The following is a 16,319-nucleotide window of genomic DNA, read 5'->3' on the forward strand; positions in this document are numbered from 1 at the left end:
GCGTCCCCAACGGAGGCTAAGAATGCTTCGATTCTCGCCTTGCCTGCCGAGGAGCCTTTTTAGTCTCGTTTTCTGCCTATCGTCGATTGTGTTTTCGGCAGCCAGGGCTGCCGATTTTGATGCCGAACGCATGGAGCCGGAACCCGAATGGGCAGTGATTGTCAGCCCCTATGTGTGGGCAGCCTCCCTGAAAGGCAACGCGTCGCTTGCCGGCTTCGATACCGACGTGGACGTGCCGTTCTCTGAAATCTTCGACCATCTCGATCTCGCGCTGATGGGCAACGTCGAAGTCACGAACGGCAAATGGGGTGTCTTCTTCGACGGGCAGCATGTTCAGACAAGCCAGGATGAGCGGGTCTTCGCGCATGAGATCGGGATCGACATAAAAACCACGACACTTGCTGCGGGGGCGTTTTTCAAAGCGTATGAAGTAGAACTTGGCGGGCAGACCGTCTTTGGAAAGCCGCGCACAATATCCTTCGAGCCGACAGTCGGCGTTCGCTGGACAGAACTGAAGGCAGACGTTTCTGCCTTTGGCGTCAGTTCGACGAAGAGTTCTGACTGGGCCGATCCATTCATCGGCCTTCGAATGAACGCCGACCTCACCGACCGTTGGAACCTGTTTGCCGAGGCTGACGTCGGCGGTTTCGATGTCGGCTCAAAGGTCAGCGTCAATGCGCAGGCGTATCTCGGGTACCGGATGGAGATGTTCGGCAAGCCGACGATCCTGCGTGCAGGCTATCGTCTGTTGTATCAGGACTATGAGAACGACGATTTCACCGGCGCGAACAAGTTTCGCTGGGATGTCAGTCAATATGGGCCGGTCGTCGGCTTCTCGATGCGCTTCTAGTTCAGTTCAAAACAACGAATGGAGTAGCGGATGATCTTCGGCAATAACCCTCTGGCTCGTTCGCTTGTTGCGTTCGCCGTCGGATCGATGATGGTCTTCGGGCAATCGGCGGCTCAGGCATGCACGCGATTGGTCTATCTCGGCCCTGACGGCAACATCATCACCGCGCGGTCGATGGATTGGAAGAGCGACGTTGCCACGAACCTGTGGGTGCTGCCGCGCGGCATTGAACGCAATGGTGAGGCGGGGCCAAACTCGATCAAGTGGACCGCGAAATACGGCAGCGTCGTTGCGACGGGATACGACGTATCGACGACCGATGGGCTCAACGAGGCGGGCCTTAATGTCAATCTGCTCTGGCTCGTCGAATCCGAGTATCCGAAGTTTGACAAGGACAGCAAGCCCGGCCTGACGATCGCCGCGTGGGGGCAGTATGTGCTCGATAACTTTGCGACCGTCGACGAGGCTGTAGCGGCGTTGGAAAAGGAACCCTTCACGATTGTCAGCGACAACGTGCCAGGTGAGAACCGGCTCACGACGCTTCATCTATCCATGTCCGACAAGACCGGCGACAGCGCGATCGTCGAATATCTCAAGGGCAAGCAGGTCATTCACCACGACCGCAAATACCAGGTGATGACGAATTCGCCGACCTTCGATGAGCAACTGGCGCTGAACACCTATTGGAAGCAGATCGGCGGGACAGTCATGCTGCCGGGCACAAATCGGGCGTCCGACCGTTTCGCGCGCGCCTCGTTCTATGTGAATGCCATTCCCAAGGATGAGGACCCCAACAGGGCATTGGCGAGTGTCTTCAGCGTCATTCGAAACACCTCGGTCCCTTATGGCCTGAACACGCCCGAAGAGCCGAACATTTCGTCGACGCGCTGGCGGACCGTCGTCGACCACAAGCGCATGCTGTATTTCTTCGAGTCGGCCCTGACACCCAATACGTTCTGGGTCGATCTCAAGGCAATCGACTTCTCCAAGGGGAGCGGTAAAGTGAAGAAACTCGACCTGGGCGAGAACCAGGACCACACCTATTCCGGGGACGCGACAAAGGAGTTCAAGGACTCTCAGCCGTTCAAGTTCCTCGGACTTCAGATGTAGGCAGGCTGGGCGGTCGTGCTGCCTTTACCGGCGCAAGACGCATGAGAGGGAACGCATGAAACGTTTGCTGTTGCGCCTGTTCGTATCGCTTTCGACGCCTGGGTTGGCGCTTGGCTTCATCTTCTTCGCCGCGTCGCTGACGCCGAGCCTGATGCCACGCTCCTATTTGATTCAAGGCGTGTTGTCCGGCATTGCCGCGGCCGTGGGATATTTCTTCGGGGTGGCCTTCAGCTGGCTCTGGAAGTACCTGGAACTGCGGGTCCCCGGTGTTGGCAGGCTGCGCGGCAACCTGATCGTTTGCGTACTCGGCGTCGTGCTGGCCGTAATCTTCCTTCGGCGAGTTGTCGACTGGCAGAATTCCATTCGCGACTTGTGGCACATGGAGCGCGTCGATACCGCTGAACCCTTCAGCGTCGCGTTCGTCGCAATCGTCACCTTCTTCGTTGCTGTTCTGATCGGCCGGCTGTTTCGGTTCACCTGTCTGTTCCTGTCGGGATGGCTATCACGATACGTTCCGCGCCGCGTCTCGCAGGTCATCGCAGGTGTTCTTGCGATCGCACTCTTCTGGTCGGTCGTGGATGGCGTATTGCTGCGGGCGGGATTGCATCTCGCTGATAGTTCGTTCCGCAGCGTCGACGCGCTTGTGGAAACGGGCGTGCCGATGCCAGATGACCCGGCAAAGACCGGGAGCACTGCCTCGCTTGTCACATGGGAGGGACTTGGGCGTCGCGGACGCCAGTTTATCGCTTCGGGACCGACAGCGGCCGAGATCAGCGATTTCTGGAAGGCGCCTGCGCGCGAGCCGATACGAACCTATGTGGGCCTGAACAACGCTGAAACGATCGAGGGGCGCGCAAAGCTCGCACTCGAGGAGATGAAGCGGCAGGGCGCGTTCGAACGCTCGCTTCTCGTCATCATCGTTCCGACCGGCACCGGCTGGATCGACCCGCAGGCGATGGACCCGCTCGAATATCTGCATCACGGTGACGTGGCGAGCGTCGCTCTTCAATATTCCTATCTGGCGAGTTGGCTATCGCTGCTGGTTGAGCCGGAATATGGCTCGGCCTCAGGCAAGGCGTTGTTTCGGGAAGTCTATGGCTACTGGACGACCTTGCCACGAGACAAGAGACCGAAGCTCTACCTGCATGGCCTCAGCCTTGGCGCGCTGAATTCGCAGGTATCTGCCGATATATTCGACATTGTCGCGGATCCGTTTCAGGGGGCTTTGTGGAGCGGGCCCCCTTTTGAAAGCAGGATGTGGCGAGACGTGACGGCGGCGCGCAATCCCCAGTCGCCCGCGTGGCTGCCGCAGTTCCGCGACGGATCCCTCATCCGATTTACCAACCAGACGAACCACCTGGATATTCCCGGGGCGACCTGGGGACCCATTCGCATCGTCTACCTGCAGTATGCCAGCGACCCAATAACCTTCTTCGATGCCTATTCCTTCTATCGGGAGCCGGCATGGATGAGGCGTCCGCGCGGCCCGGATGTTTCGCCGAGCCTGCGTTGGTTTCCCGCGCTGACGATGCTGCAATTGCTGGTCGACGTGGCAATCGCCACGAGCTCTCCCATGGGGTACGGTCACGTCTATGCGCCCCAGCACTATATCGATGGCTGGGTCGCTGTGACCGACCCGAAGATTGATGCTGAGAAGCTCGATGCGTTGAAGCGGTTGTTCCAAGAGCGGTCCGCGCAGGCCAGTGCTGCCGATTAGTTATCCACAACACGCCGGTCAAGAACGGAAAGGCTGTGCGTTAACCACGTTCATTATGCTTTCATTTAGGCTCTCGTATCAGTTTGCGCCGCAGTGGCTGGGAAACCACAGCATTGAGGCTCGAAACATGACCTATAGCGGCTTGATTGTGACTGCCATCGTGGCCGGTCTGATCACAATTCTGGCAGTCGGTAGCCGTCCGGCGACCGAAGCCGCGTCCAACTGGCCGCAGATGGACGTGATGAAAACGGATCGTATCGTTACGGGGAGCGTCCCTGCGCAATAAAACGGGGACCTTGGATTTGCTCTGTGCCGACGGCCGCGAGCGCCTCTGAAGGGCGTCGCAACTTGTATTCAGGGCCTACCTGCCGCGAGGCGACATCGCTGCGAGAGCTCCGGCAGGATCAGGAACCGTTTTTGTCCTGGTCGTTTCTGGGCTTCCGGCCACCAGCACAAAAAATCGTTCACCCTAATTGCTAGTCCAAAGCAAGAGGACGTTAAGAGTCAGTGGGTTAAGTGGGTGGGGTTATCGAGGCAATCTACCATGTACAGTTCCGACCTACGCTACGACGTCATTTGCGACCCGCTCGATCTCTGGATGGTGTGGGACAACGACACCGAGGAGCCCGCATCCTTCGGCGGGCAGATATTGCACGGCTTGACGGAAGGCTATGCCGTCGAAGTCGCCAAGATCATGAACGAGCTCTACGGCAGCGAGAAACACGAGGCGCCCGTGGCACTTCGCAGTGCAGGCGCCTGATTATCTGAAAGCGTTCCGTCGGTGGGTTGAGCCGTTTGGCTGGCTCCGGGACTGAGTTCAGGCTATTCTCCGCCATCGCAGGCTCAACTGCCTGATGTTGGGGGAGCGGACGCATGGGCACGAAGGAATTGTTCTCAATCGCTGCCGACCATGCCGCGCGCTTTCGCGACACGATCGATAGTCGGCCTCATCATCCGTTGCGGGATTACGCCGGCTCGCTGGAGGCTTTCGCCGCTCCGCTGCCGGAAAAGCCATCGCCACTTGTCGACGTGCTTGACGAGCTAGTAACAACGGCCGAGCCCGGACTGCATTTGATGACCGGCCCTCGCTTCTTCGGCTGGGTCATCGGTGGCTCTCACCCAATGGGGGTAGCGGCTGACTTCCTTACCAGTGCGTGGGGACAGAATGCCGGCAACCATACGGTATCGCCTTCTGCCGCGGCCGTTGAAACAGTGGGCGGGCACTGGCTGCTTCAGCTGCTCGGACTCCCCTTAGAGGCCTCAGTTGGTTTCGTTACCGGCGCAACCGTCGCGAATTTCACTTGCCTGGCGGCGGCTCGAGGCGAGGTGCTGTTGCGCGCCGGCTGGGATGCTGACGCCAACGGGCTGTTCGGAGCGCCGCCCATTTCAGTGCTGATCGGCGATGATGCGCATACGACGGTATTTTCTGCCTTGCAGTTTCTCGGTCTCGGCCACGACCGCGTGATACGGGTCCCGACCGATGATCAGGGGCGTATCGTGCCGGCAGGGTTCGAACAGGCCGTTGCTGATGTCTCTGGCCCGCGCATAGCGATCCTCCAGGCCGGGCAGATCAATACGGGTGCCTGCGATGATTTCGGCAGGTTGATCCCGATCGCCAAATCGAAAGGCGCATGGGTGCATGTCGACGGCGCGTTCGGCCTCTGGGCGCAGGTATCGGCACGGCGCCGTCATCTCACTTCAGGCGTGGAGCAGGCGGACAGCTGGGCGACGGACGGGCACAAGTGGCTGCAGACGCCATACGATTGCGGCTATGCAATCGTTCGCGACGAAGTCGCGCATCGGCGGGCCATGACCATATCGGCGAGCTATCTGCCGCTTGCCAGCGAAGGCGAGCGCGATCCCTCGCACTATGTGCCGGAGCTGTCGCGGCGCGCGCGTGGCTTTGCCACGTGGGCGATGATCAGGCATCTCGGACGCCAGGGCATCGAGGCCTTGGTTGATGGCGCCAGTGACGTCGCGGCATCCATAGCGCAGGCGCTTGCAAAAGAGCCGGGAATTGCGATCGCCAACGATGTGCTGCTCAACCAAGTGATAGTGCGCTTCGGATCGGACTGGCCGGCCGAGCAGGCCGACGAGCTGACCAAGCGAACGATCGGTGCCTTGCAGCGGGAAGGCGCCCTGTTTGCCGGTGGCGCGATATGGCGCGGCAGGCAGGTCTTGCGGCTGTCAGTCACGAACTACCAGACGAACACTGCCCAGGCGGTGGAGGCGGTCGAGGCGATCGTGAGAGCCTATCGGGGAGAGCGGTGCGATGCTGCGTGACCGCATGGTGACTTCGCGCAATAATCTTCGCGACGGATCGGCGACGAGGGTAGGTGTTCAGATTTTTTAGTTCGACCGGCGCTACTGCCCGCGGCTCCTCAGCCAGTGATCGATCGAGAGAGCGCCGGCTCCCGCCGCGGCGAGCACGAACATCCCACCAGCAATGGCCAGGTCCTTCTCGAAATGAAGGAGTTCGTTCTGGTCGCTGAAGTTCGTGTGGTAGAGCGTGGCGGTTGCGACGCAAAACAGGCCCAGGGCGGCTGCGCCGAAGCGGGTCAAGAGCCCGCCCGCAATAGATAGGCCGGCGCCGATCTGGAGTGCGATCGTTGCCACAAGCAGGGGAACGCTCAAGCCGAATTGCGCGGCCATCTCGACGGCGCCTGAAAAATTCAACGCCAGCGAGACGCCTTCATGCAGGAAGATCCAGGCGAGAAGCAGCCGGCCGATCAATATTGCAATGTCGCGTGCGCCTGGGGTGACCGGGGATCTGCTGTCTGCCATATGTCACTCCTGACGCACGTTGCCGATGACCGCAGTCAGCCTGTAGTATAGTCCAGACGCGTGCATCCGTCGCCAGCGTTTCAGAAGGCACGTTGCTCGGTCAATGCGTGGGAGAGGTTAGGCGGCGTCCATCTTTGGATTGTCGATGCAGGCGGGAGCCTGGTGGACCTGGAAGCGGTTCTTGCCGTCGCTCTTCGCCTTGTAGAGCGCGGCGTCGGCGCAAACGAAGATGTCAGAACGCAGCGATGCGTCGTGGAAGGCAACCCCGACGGATGCGCCGACATCCATTTTGGCGCCGTTCCGTTCGATAGAGCGGTTGAGGCGCCGAACGACTGTCCCGGCGAGCGCGGCGACGCTTTCGACACTGTCGTAGCCGCTGACGAGAACCGCGAACTCATCGCCGCCAATCCGTGCCACGAGGTCTGCCCCCGCGCACGCTGCGAGCAACCGTTCTGCCGTTTCCTTGAGGCAATCGTCGCCCGCCTGGTGGCCGAAGGTGTCGTTAATGCCCTTGAAGCCGTCGAGGTCGATCAGAAGCAGGGCAGCGGCATTGCCGCCAACGGAGCGCAGAGGCAGGCGCTGCAGCGCGGTCTGAAACTGCGCGCGGTTCGGCAGGCCGGTCAGGATGTCGAATTCCGCCAGATAGCGGATCTGATCGTACATCATCTTTTCAGCCGTGATGTCGAGTTTCATGCCGAAGATCCGGACGGGGACATCGTCTTCACACTCAACGGTCGCGGTGATGCGAATCCAACGCGTATGGCCCTTGGGCGTGAGGATCTCGGCATCGAGCGTAAATCCGGTCCGCTCCTCGATCGCTCGGCCGCGGAGACGAATAAGCTCGGAAAGCGATTCTCTAGAGTAGCATTTCAGGATCTCGGCGCGGTCGAGATTCGCCTCATGTGGCAGGTCGAAGAGATCGTAGACCATCTTGGTCCAGACAAGATGATTGTCGGGTAGGCTGCATTCCCATACGCCAATCCGTGCGGCCTCGGACGAGCGATCGAATATCTTCCGGCTGTGCGCGAGGGCGACCGCCTGCTGTTCGAGCTGCCGCTCCTTGTCCGCGAGTTGGCGTTCCAGCGCCGCCACGGCAGCCTCGCTGCTACCTCGGGATGACGCCATCGGGTCTGCGATTTTGACGAAAGCAGCGAAGTAACTCATACCCGGTCCGACGTTGGATGGCTCAATCTTACAATCGTTGGAATGACTTAAGATTTCGTTTTTGTACAGCATGCGGCAACTTGTGTTGTCGAGGGCGGCTATGTCCAAATTGTGACAGCTGCGTGTCGGGCCAGCGTCTTGTCCTTGGCCTGGATAGGTGCTGTCCGGGTTCGGTTTCGGGAGTTGGGGGCGGCAGTCGCGATCCGGGTAAGCTTTCGTTCACCGTTCATCGTTAAATTTCGGCTCAAGTTTTAGATCCCTGCCGTTCCTCGGAAGCGATGAGAGTATGGCGTTTGTTCCCATTCTTCGGCAATACGTATTGCCCGTGCTGCTATCGACAGCCCTGGTGACGTGTTCCACCGATGGCCTTATTCCGCCCGGCGAGGTGGACAATGGAACACGGGTGGGATCGATCTCTCCGGCAAGCCGCCGCGCACCTGTGCCGCAAATGCAGACAGCGCCGAGCGAGCAGGCCTATCCGGCCGCAAACGCGCCTGTCAGCGATGCCGCAGGATCGGTGGATTATCTCAACACCCCCAATCTTGCTGGAACAGGTGAGAGCCGCAGTGGCAGCCAGACGCTACGGGCATCCGCGCAGCCCGGGCGACTGCCAATGATCGACAGCGACGAGGCGATGGCGGGCGCGCAGGGCGCTGCCGGCTCACTTCGAAACCAGCCTTCGACCTGGGGCGGAACGCAGCCACTTTCCGTGCCTACCGGTGGCGTCAATATGGATGCTGAACTGGGGGCGGACCCTGTCGTCGGTCTGGCAGAGGAGCAACAGCAGCAGATCGCCGAGGGCCAGTCCGACCAGCCCGTTGTCGATGGCATCGGCACCGAAAATCCGACCCAGCTTAACAGCGCGCGGATCCCTGCGCCCGCGGCGCAGGCGCAGATGGGTAACGCACCTGTCTGGAATGACGGAAGGCGGGTGGTTGCGCCGGCGCGCGTGCCCGAAGAGAACGAGGTCGCCATGTTGCGACCGAACAACCCGACCGCGCCGATGATGAGCGAACCGGTCGCGCCCGCTGATCCGAGCGTAATGCCAGCCTCGGAGCTTGCCTGTCGCCGTGAGTTGAAGCGGATGGGTGTCGTCTATACCGAGAAGCCGCCGATCTCAAACGGGCCGGCCTGCCAGGTGCCGTACCCGATCTCATTGCAGGGCCTGTCAGGCAATATCGGCGTCCGGCCGGCGGTGACGCTGAATTGCCAGGTGACGCTCGCCTTCGCCAAATGGGTCAAGAACGAGCTCGCGCCTTCCGCCCGCTTTCGCTACTGGTCCGGTATCAAGACCATCCAGCCCCTCGGCGGATATAGCTGCCGCCGCATGAACAACAGCCGGCAGCGCTACAATCCGATGTCCGAGCACGCTCACGGCAACGCAATCGATGTCGGCAAGTTTGTCCTGAAGAGCGGTCACGCGATCGACGTGCGCAAGAAAGGGTTGTTCTCTTTCCGGGAGGGCAGGCTGCTGCAGGCCGTGCGCAGCGACAGCTGCAAGTACTTCAACACGGTGCTCGGACCGGGCAGCAATCCAGAGCATTGGAACCATTTTCACTTCGATCTGCGCGCACGCCAGAGCGGTAGGGTCTACTGCGATTGAAAAGGAAAGGCCGGCCCGAGAGCCGGCCCCCAATGCGAACGCGGCGCGGGCGACGGCCGCCCAGCCGGATCCTGTCATCTCATGTCATCATAGGTAATACACTCTACTGTATGTCGAGGAAGCAAAGGAGCGTAACGAGATCGCTCGGACGGCGGCTCCGCAAGGGGTGCGGCGGGACGGAGAGCGCTTGCTTGCCTCGCCGTCTTTATGGATCAGAAATATCACCGTCTGATGACATCTGCTGCTTTGGGGTTCGCTGAAGGCGCGAAGGATCTTTTCTTCCCGCGCGCCTTTTCACGCAAGTGAATACTCTGTTCACCTGTGTTGGGATGTCAAAACTACTCAAAGCGGATATATAGCGCCCCAGCAACTCCCGCCGCAGATGTCAGAAGAGTTCATGGCCCCCATCATTTCCATCCGAAATCTCACCAAGACCTACGCCAACGGATTTCAAGCGCTCAAGGGCATCGACCTCGATGTCGAGAGGGGCGAGATCTTGGCCCTGCTCGGGCCGAACGGGGCGGGCAAGACAACTATGATCTCGATCGTCTGCGGTATCACGAATCCGACCGGTGGCACGGTCACGGTCGATGGCCATGACGTGGTGAAGGAGTTCCGGGCGACGCGCTCGATGATTGGCCTTGTTCCCCAGGAACTTACCACGGACCAATTCGAGACCGTGTGGAATACCGTCAGCTTCTCCCGCGGGCTGCACGGCAAGCGGCCCAATCCCGGGCATATCGAGAAGGTGCTCCGCGATCTGTCGCTGTGGGACAAGAAAGACAATATGCTGCGGCAGCTGTCCGGTGGCATGAAGCGGCGCGTGCTCATTGCCAAGGCACTGTCGCATGAACCGCAAATCCTTTTCCTCGACGAGCCGACCGCGGGCGTGGATGTGACGCTGCGCAAGGACATGTGGCATGTCGTGGAGAAGCTGCGACGCTCGGGGGTCACAATCATCCTGACGACGCATTATATTGAAGAGGCGGAAGAGATTGCCGATCGTGTCGGCGTCATCAACGGCGGGGAGCTGCTTTTGGTGGAAGACAAGACGGCGCTGATGGCGAAGCTTGGCCGCAAGCAGCTCATTCTCGAATTGACCGAGCCGTTGCAGGCGTTGCCGGACCGGTTTGCCGGCAACGGCCTCTCGCTCGTCGCAGACGGCACCCGCCTGATCTACGATTTCGACGCGGAGAACGAACAGGAAAGCGTTGCCACGCTGCTGACCCGGCTCAGCGAGCATAACATTCACTTCAAGGATCTTTCGACGCAGCAGAGCTCGCTGGAAGACATCTTCGTGGCGCTCGTGGGAGGAGCGAAATGAACGTCGAAGCCATCAAGTCCATCTATTTCTTCGAGATGGCGCGCACGCGCCGGACGCTTCTGCAAAGCGTCGTATCGCCGGTGATCTCGACGTCGCTCTATTTCATCGTTTTCGGCGCGGCGATCGGCTCGCGGATCCAGGAAGTGGAGGGGGTATCCTACGGCGCGTTCATCACGCCCGGCCTGATCATGCTGACGCTGCTTGGCCAATGCATCAGCAACGGGTCGTTCGGCATCTACTTTCCGAAGTTTACCGGCACGATCTACGAGGTCTTGTCGGCCCCGGTGGCCATGAGCGAGATCCTGCTTGGCTATGTCGGTGCGGCGGCGACGAAGGGACTGATGATCGGGGTGATCATCCTGCTGACGGCGAATCTATTCGTGGATATCAGGATCCAGCATCCTGTCATGATGGTTCTGTTCTTCCTGCTGACGGCGATCACCTTTAGCCTCTTCGGATTCATGATCGGCATCTGGGCCGCCAACTTCGAACAGTTGAACCTGATCCCCATGCTGGTCGTGCCGCCCCTGACGTTTCTTGGCGGCAGTTTCTATTCGATCAACATGCTGCCGCCGTTCTGGCAGGCGGTCAGCCACTTCAATCCGGTGCTCTACCTCGTCAGTGGTTTCCGCTGGAGCTTCTTCGGCATTGCCGACGTCAATCCGCTGGTCAGCCTCGGGATGATCTCGCTCTTCCTGCTGATTTGCCTCGGTAGCCTGGGCTGGATCTTCAAGACGGGATACAGGCTGCGGAGCTAGACCGAGGCCATTAGTCTCGCATCCGCAGTTCGTCCGTCTGGATCTGGAGGGAGCCGAGGGTGGAGAGGAAGCTCATGCCGAGCAGGCTCTGGTCGAGCTTGCCGTCCTCAGCGACGCTGGCCGGGACGTTGTGACGAACGATCGGGCCGATCGCGACCTCGGCGAGCGTCACGCGGGCTGCGCGGGCGCGGCCGTTGGCAGTCATAACGCTCATCGAATAATCGAGATTCTCCGGGATGATGCCAACGCGCTCCGCATCCTCGCGGGACAGCGCGATCATGCTGGCACCGGTATCGACCAGCATGGAAATGCTTTGGCCGTTGACCGTGACATAGGCTTCGTAGTGGCCGTTCAGGACTTTGTGAAGGATCACCTCCTGACCGCCCTCGCTGGTCGTCACGACAACGGCACGCCCCGGCACGAGGCCGGCCAGCAGGCGGTTACCGACGCCAAGCGCTTCCTGGCGATACAGATACACGGTCGCAAGAGCGAGGATCAGCACGAGCCAGATCATGAGATTGCGCAGTGTCTCGCTCGCGCTCGTGCGCCTCGCCCAGATGCCGGCGGCCAGCATTAGTGCAATCGGAAGCAGATAGACAAAGCGGCCGAAATCATCGGTTCGCATGCCGAAGACGCGGGTCGTGTCGCCGCTGAACAAGAGGACTGCGAGACCGAGGCCAAGGACCGCAAGGACGATCGTCAGACGGTTCATGCACACTGCTCCGCTGTGGCCTGCTGGGTGGGCTTCAATGGGGTCGCCAATCCGATTGCGGCAAGCCGCGCTGGCAACAAGGTCATCAGCAGCCGGCGCTCTTCGTCGGAAAAGGACATCCAACCGCCGATCTCCGGAAGCGTGCGACCGCAACCCGTGCACAGGGCGGTTTCCGGATCAATTGAGCAGACGTGGATGCAGGGTGTTTGCATGCAATCTATATCGAGATTTCAGAAAGCCATGGCAAGGGCGCAGAAGGCGGCGATCTCCGAAATCTGCTGGGTAGCCCCAAGCGTGTCACCGGTGTGTCCCGTGAGTTTGCGACGGACGATGCGCGTGAAGACCATGGCGGATAAACCGCAGGCGAGAAGGGCGCAGACGAGGGGCAGGAGGCCAAGGCTCGGCCAGAGCAGCAGGGCCGCGAAAAGGCAGGCTGTGGCTAGCGCCATGTGCATCGCACCTTCGCCCGGCTGTCCCGCGGCGGCCGCCACACCATCGGGTTTTGCTGCCGGCAGCCGATGCCAGTGCCAAACGAGCGCGGCGCGGCTGATACAGGCAATCGCCGGAATGGCAAGGGCTGCAGCCATGGGCGGGGCTTCTCGTGCGACAGCGGCGAGTCCCGCCGCGCGAAGCGCAAACGACAGAATCAAGGAGATCGCGCCGTAGGTCCCGATGCGGCTGTCCTTCATGATCGAAAGCGCGTGATCGCGGTCGCGCCCGCCGCCGAGGCCATCGGCGCAGTCGGCGAGGCCATCCTCGTGCAGCGCGCCGGTTAATGCCGCCTGGACGGCAAGCGCGGCGAAGGCCGACATCAGCCGGTCGGCGCGTAGGCCAAGCATGACCAGCAAGACGAGCGCAGGCAGCAGTGCGATGACAATGCCCGCCGCGGGGAAGGCGCGGGAGGCGCGGTCAAGCTTGCCGTTAAAGTCGGCGAAGGCAAAAGACGGCATCGGAATACGGCTGAGGAAGGCAACCGCACGAGCAAGGTCGGCCGCATAGTTTCCGATATTCATTCTGACCCCGACCCCGCGACCATATGCAGCGCTTTAGGTGTTGTTCGCCTCGGCGCCTGCCTTTAAGAGAGTTGCGACGAAAGAAGCTGATTTGCAGCGAAAAGACAAGTTACCGACCAAGACAAGGAAGCCGCATTCATGAGCGTTTCAGGCCTGCCGTTCGACGATTTTCGGGCACTTTTGCGCGATCTGCCGGGACCGGATGCCAGGGCACTTGCTGCCGCGCGCGAGCGCGATGCGCAGTTGACGAAGCCGCCCGGTGCGCTCGGACGGCTTGAGGAAATTGCATTCTGGCTCGCCGCCTGGACGGGCAGGGCGCCTGCAGTGAATCGGCCGCTGGTGGCGATCTTCGCCGGCAACCATGGCGTGACTAGGCAGGGCATCACGCCGTTTCCGCCTGCCGTCACGCAGCAGATGGTCGAGAATTTTGCGGCCGGTGGCGCTGCGATCAATCAGATTTGCGTCGCCTATGACCTCGGGCTGAAAGTCTTCGATCTGGCGCTCGACTATCCGACCGGCGACATTACCGAAGAGCCTGCTTTGTCCGAGCGTGACTGTGCGGCGACCATGGCCTTCGGCATGGAAGCGATCGCTGGCGGTACCGATCTTCTCTGCATCGGTGAGATGGGAATCGGCAACACCACGATCGCAGCGGCGATTAACTACGCCCTTTACGGCGGCACTGCGCGTGATTGGGTTGGTCCGGGCACGGGTTCCGAAGGCGAGATGCTGGAGCGCAAGATCGCAGCCGTTGAGCGGGCCGTTGCGCTCCACAGCGATCATCTGGACGATCCGCTCGAGATCATGCGCCGCCTCGGCGGTCGTGAGATCGCGGCGATGGCGGGAGCGATCCTTGCCGCGCGTGTCGAGAAGATTCCTGTGCTGATCGACGGCTATGTCGCAACCGCAGCCGGGGCCATCCTCAAGGCGGCCAATCCTTCGGCGCTCGATCACTGCCTGATCGGCCATGTCTCCGGCGAGCCGGGCCATTTGCGGGCGATCGAAATGCTTGGCAAGACGCCGCTTCTGGCGCTCGGCATGCGGCTCGGCGAGGGGACGGGGGCGGCCCTTGCGGCCGGGATCGTCAAGGCGGCGGCGGCCTGCCATTCCGGCATGGCGACGTTTTCGCAGGCAGGCGTCACCAACAAGCACTGACCTTCAGGTTTGTGACAGGTTGATGACGGAGTCCTTGCCGCGGCGACCGCGAACCGGTATTCGCAATTTCTGACTGGCGGCGACAAGGCCGCCATTGACGGACAACGAGGGCACTTGATGAAACCTGCCGTGACAAAACTCACCGGCATCAGCCACTTCTTTGCAGCCGCCGGCTACTCGCTGGGCGGCTTCAGGCGGTTGATCCGGGAGGCGGCATTCCGGCAGGAACTGCTGTTCTTCGCGTTTTCACTGATCCTCCTGATCGTCGTCGGGGCAACGCTTGCCGAGCTGATGATTGCTGTCGTGCTATTTCTTGCCCTCTTTGCCGTCGAGGCCCTGAACACGGCGATCGAGGAAGTCATCGATAGGATTTCGCCGGAGATTTCCATGGTCGGAAAGCACGCCAAGGATCTCGGCTCCTTCGCCGTCGTCTGCATGATCGTTGCGTGCGGCGTGTTCCTGCTGTTCACGATCGGCAAGCATCTGCTGTTTGGATAGAGGCGCCTGTGGTCGACCAGACGGTCAAGCAAAACTCCGGCGCTTGCGGGAGACCGCTGGCGCATCTTCGACCGCCGGGACAGTCTGGAGCACGCGTTTGGCGGGCAGGATGGCGATGACTTCGGTGCCTTCGCGCAGCTTCGATTTGAGGATGAACTGGCCGTCGTGCTTGGCGAGGATCGCCTGAACGATCGGCAGGCCGAGGCCGGTGCCTTGTTCGGCGCTCTTGATCGCGATCGACCCCTGGCCGAAGGCCGAGAGAACCACGGGGATCTCTTCTTCAGGAATCCCGGGACCATTGTCCTTGATGGAGATGTATTGGCCCCCGCCGGCGGTCCAGCCGACCTTGACGCGGATTTCGCCGCCTTGCGGGGTGAACTTCACGGCATTGGACAGCAGATTGAGGACGACCTGACGCAGTGATTTCTCATCCGCCCAAACGGCCGGCAATTCGGCCTCGAACTGCGGCGAGATGGTGATGTTCTTGCCGCGTGCGCGTAGCTGCACCATGCCGATGCAATCTTCCGAGATGTTCAGCAGCGAGACGGCTTCCTCGCTCAGCTCGTATTTTCCGGCCTCGATGCGCGAGAGGTCTAGGATCTCGTTGATGAGGTTCAGCAGATGCTCACCCGAGCGGTGAATGTCGCTGGTATATTCCTTGTAGGTGGCGTTGTTGAGCGGCCCCATCACTTCGGCGGACATGACTTCCGAGAAGCCGAGGATCGCATTGAGAGGCGTGCGCAATTCGTGCGACATGGATGCAAGGAAGCGCGACTTTGCGAGGTTTGCTTCTTCCGCACGGCGGCGGGCCTCATCGGACATCGACTTTGCGACTTCCAACTCGGCGATCAGGTCGTCCTTCTCGGCCTGGTAGGCGAGGATCCTGAGGTTGGACTGGAACAGCCGGTCGCTGATGTAGTTGAAGAGGATAACCGTCGTGGTGAAGACGGCCGTCAGGCTGATCTCGAGGATTCCACGGGAAAGGCCAGCCTGGGCGATCAGTCCGAGGACGACCGGTGCGAACGTGATGAGCACCGACGGCGTCAGCATGAAGTTCGACATCGCAGTGATCGAGAGCGCGATCAGCAGCGCGGCCCCCTTGTAGAGCAGGAAGCTCGAGGGTTCGCATGCCATGCAGTCCTGCAGGGCGAACACCGCCCAGCAGCAGCCGACCATGAATTGTCCAAACAGGAGAAGGCGGCGCCATTTGCGGGCCGTCGTCGCGTTGATCTCCTGGCCTCGGGCGCGGCGCGCCAGAAATACGTTGGTCGCATGGGCCGTGAGGGTCAGAAGCGCCCACAGAAAGATTTGGGTGTTTTCGGTGAAGTAGACGCCGAGGGCGGCGATGATCATGACGAAGAGCGGGACGATCGACGCGCCCTGCAGGACCGTATTGATATACATTGCCAGCACGTCGCGATCGAACGTACCGCTTGCGGCGTGGCTCGACTGGAGGCGCTCTCGCGTCAGCCGCACAGCCTTCGACACTGGCTTGTTGCGGTGGCTGCGTGACTTGTCGACGATGTTCTTGTCGGCCGATGTGCTAACGCCAGTACCCATTGTGCACGTTGAAACTTGATCCGCGGTTGTCTAAACCCTAAAGCGCAATCCTTAAGATGGTGTTAGCCATC

At 60.8% G+C, this 16,319-nt stretch carries 17 protein-coding genes; 11 read left to right on the plus strand and 6 right to left on the minus strand.

What is annotated here, in order from left to right:
- Window positions 1-22: 22 nt before the first annotated feature.
- The 6 genes from AC1DPR_RS00535 (at window position 23) to AC1DPR_RS00560 (ending at window position 5,960) form a co-directional block, all read left to right on the plus strand.
- Entirely contained in the window at window positions 23-850 is an 828-nt protein-coding gene (locus AC1DPR_RS00535; RefSeq protein WP_477815593.1) for a hypothetical protein, read from the plus strand.
- A gap of 87 nt (window positions 851-937) precedes the next feature.
- On the plus strand, window positions 938-1,960 hold the full coding sequence (locus AC1DPR_RS00540; protein WP_051085555.1) for a linear amide C-N hydrolase: 1,023 nt from the start codon (window positions 938-940) through the stop codon (window positions 1,958-1,960).
- 55 nt (window positions 1,961-2,015) lie between these two features.
- On the plus strand, window positions 2,016-3,677 hold the full coding sequence (locus AC1DPR_RS00545) for an alpha/beta hydrolase (protein WP_018854769.1): 1,662 nt from the start codon (window positions 2,016-2,018) through the stop codon (window positions 3,675-3,677).
- Between the two features lie 127 nt (window positions 3,678-3,804).
- Window positions 3,805-3,963 (plus strand): hypothetical protein, encoded by a 159-nt coding sequence (locus AC1DPR_RS00550; protein ID WP_167354909.1) that lies wholly within the window; start codon window positions 3,805-3,807, stop codon window positions 3,961-3,963.
- Window positions 3,964-4,221: 258 nt separating this feature from the next.
- Window positions 4,222-4,437: a hypothetical protein gene (locus AC1DPR_RS00555; protein ID WP_018854771.1), complete on the plus strand. Its 216-nt coding sequence runs from the start codon at window positions 4,222-4,224 to the stop codon at window positions 4,435-4,437.
- 113 nt (window positions 4,438-4,550) lie between these two features.
- Entirely contained in the window at window positions 4,551-5,960 is a 1,410-nt protein-coding gene (locus AC1DPR_RS00560; protein WP_477815594.1) for a pyridoxal phosphate-dependent decarboxylase family protein, read from the plus strand.
- An 81-nt stretch (window positions 5,961-6,041) separates the two neighbouring features.
- Here the strand turns inward: AC1DPR_RS00560 and AC1DPR_RS00565 are convergent, their stop codons facing one another.
- Window positions 6,042-6,461, minus strand: coding sequence for a DoxX family protein (locus AC1DPR_RS00565; protein WP_018854773.1), 420 nt, complete (start codon window positions 6,459-6,461; stop codon window positions 6,042-6,044).
- 117 nt (window positions 6,462-6,578) lie between these two features.
- The gene (locus AC1DPR_RS00570) at window positions 6,579-7,625 is read right to left on the minus strand and encodes a diguanylate cyclase domain-containing protein (protein WP_477815595.1); all 1,047 of its coding nucleotides are present in this window, start codon (window positions 7,623-7,625) and stop codon (window positions 6,579-6,581) included.
- Between the two features lie 286 nt (window positions 7,626-7,911).
- Here AC1DPR_RS00570 and AC1DPR_RS00575 point away from each other — a divergent pair, with 286 nt between their 5' ends.
- The 3 genes from AC1DPR_RS00575 (at window position 7,912) to AC1DPR_RS00585 (ending at window position 11,310) form a co-directional block, all read left to right on the plus strand.
- Complete coding sequence (locus AC1DPR_RS00575; protein WP_477815596.1) at window positions 7,912-9,228, plus strand: extensin-like domain-containing protein; 1,317 nt, start codon at window positions 7,912-7,914, stop codon at window positions 9,226-9,228.
- A gap of 397 nt (window positions 9,229-9,625) precedes the next feature.
- Window positions 9,626-10,552, plus strand: a complete 927-nt coding sequence (locus AC1DPR_RS00580; protein WP_026371462.1) for an ABC transporter ATP-binding protein — start codon at window positions 9,626-9,628, stop codon at window positions 10,550-10,552.
- A complete protein-coding gene (locus AC1DPR_RS00585; RefSeq protein WP_018854778.1) occupies window positions 10,549-11,310 on the plus strand; it encodes an ABC transporter permease in 762 nt (253 codons plus the stop codon). The genes AC1DPR_RS00580 and AC1DPR_RS00585 overlap by 4 nt, the downstream gene beginning before the upstream one ends.
- Before the next feature lie 10 nt (window positions 11,311-11,320).
- On the opposite strand, the gene AC1DPR_RS00590 is transcribed toward AC1DPR_RS00585, so the two are convergent.
- The 3 genes from AC1DPR_RS00590 to AC1DPR_RS00600 are packed head-to-tail and all read right to left on the minus strand — an operon-like array spanning window position 11,321 to window position 13,035.
- Entirely contained in the window at window positions 11,321-12,022 is a 702-nt protein-coding gene (locus AC1DPR_RS00590; protein ID WP_018854779.1) for a TIGR02281 family clan AA aspartic protease, read from the minus strand.
- Entirely contained in the window at window positions 12,019-12,234 is a 216-nt protein-coding gene (locus AC1DPR_RS00595; RefSeq protein WP_026371463.1) for a DUF1289 domain-containing protein, read from the minus strand. Before AC1DPR_RS00595 ends, AC1DPR_RS00590 begins: the two co-directional genes overlap by 4 nt.
- An 18-nt stretch (window positions 12,235-12,252) precedes the next feature.
- Window positions 12,253-13,035, minus strand: coding sequence for an adenosylcobinamide-GDP ribazoletransferase (locus tag AC1DPR_RS00600; protein WP_018854781.1), 783 nt, complete (start codon window positions 13,033-13,035; stop codon window positions 12,253-12,255).
- Between the two features lie 138 nt (window positions 13,036-13,173).
- Between AC1DPR_RS00600 and cobT the strand changes: the two genes are divergently transcribed.
- Window positions 13,174-14,190 (plus strand): nicotinate-nucleotide--dimethylbenzimidazole phosphoribosyltransferase, encoded by a 1,017-nt coding sequence (cobT, locus tag AC1DPR_RS00605; protein WP_018854782.1) that lies wholly within the window; start codon window positions 13,174-13,176, stop codon window positions 14,188-14,190.
- A 117-nt stretch (window positions 14,191-14,307) separates the two neighbouring features.
- Window positions 14,308-14,688, plus strand: coding sequence for a diacylglycerol kinase (locus AC1DPR_RS00610; RefSeq protein ID WP_018854783.1), 381 nt, complete (start codon window positions 14,308-14,310; stop codon window positions 14,686-14,688).
- A 24-nt stretch (window positions 14,689-14,712) separates the two neighbouring features.
- On the opposite strand, the gene AC1DPR_RS00615 is transcribed toward AC1DPR_RS00610, so the two are convergent.
- Complete coding sequence (locus AC1DPR_RS00615; RefSeq protein ID WP_018854784.1) at window positions 14,713-16,248, minus strand: sensor histidine kinase; 1,536 nt, start codon at window positions 16,246-16,248, stop codon at window positions 14,713-14,715.
- Window positions 16,249-16,319: the final 71 nt, after the last annotated feature.

The sequence above is a fragment of the Rhizobium sp. 01T417 genome (assembly GCF_056398905.1).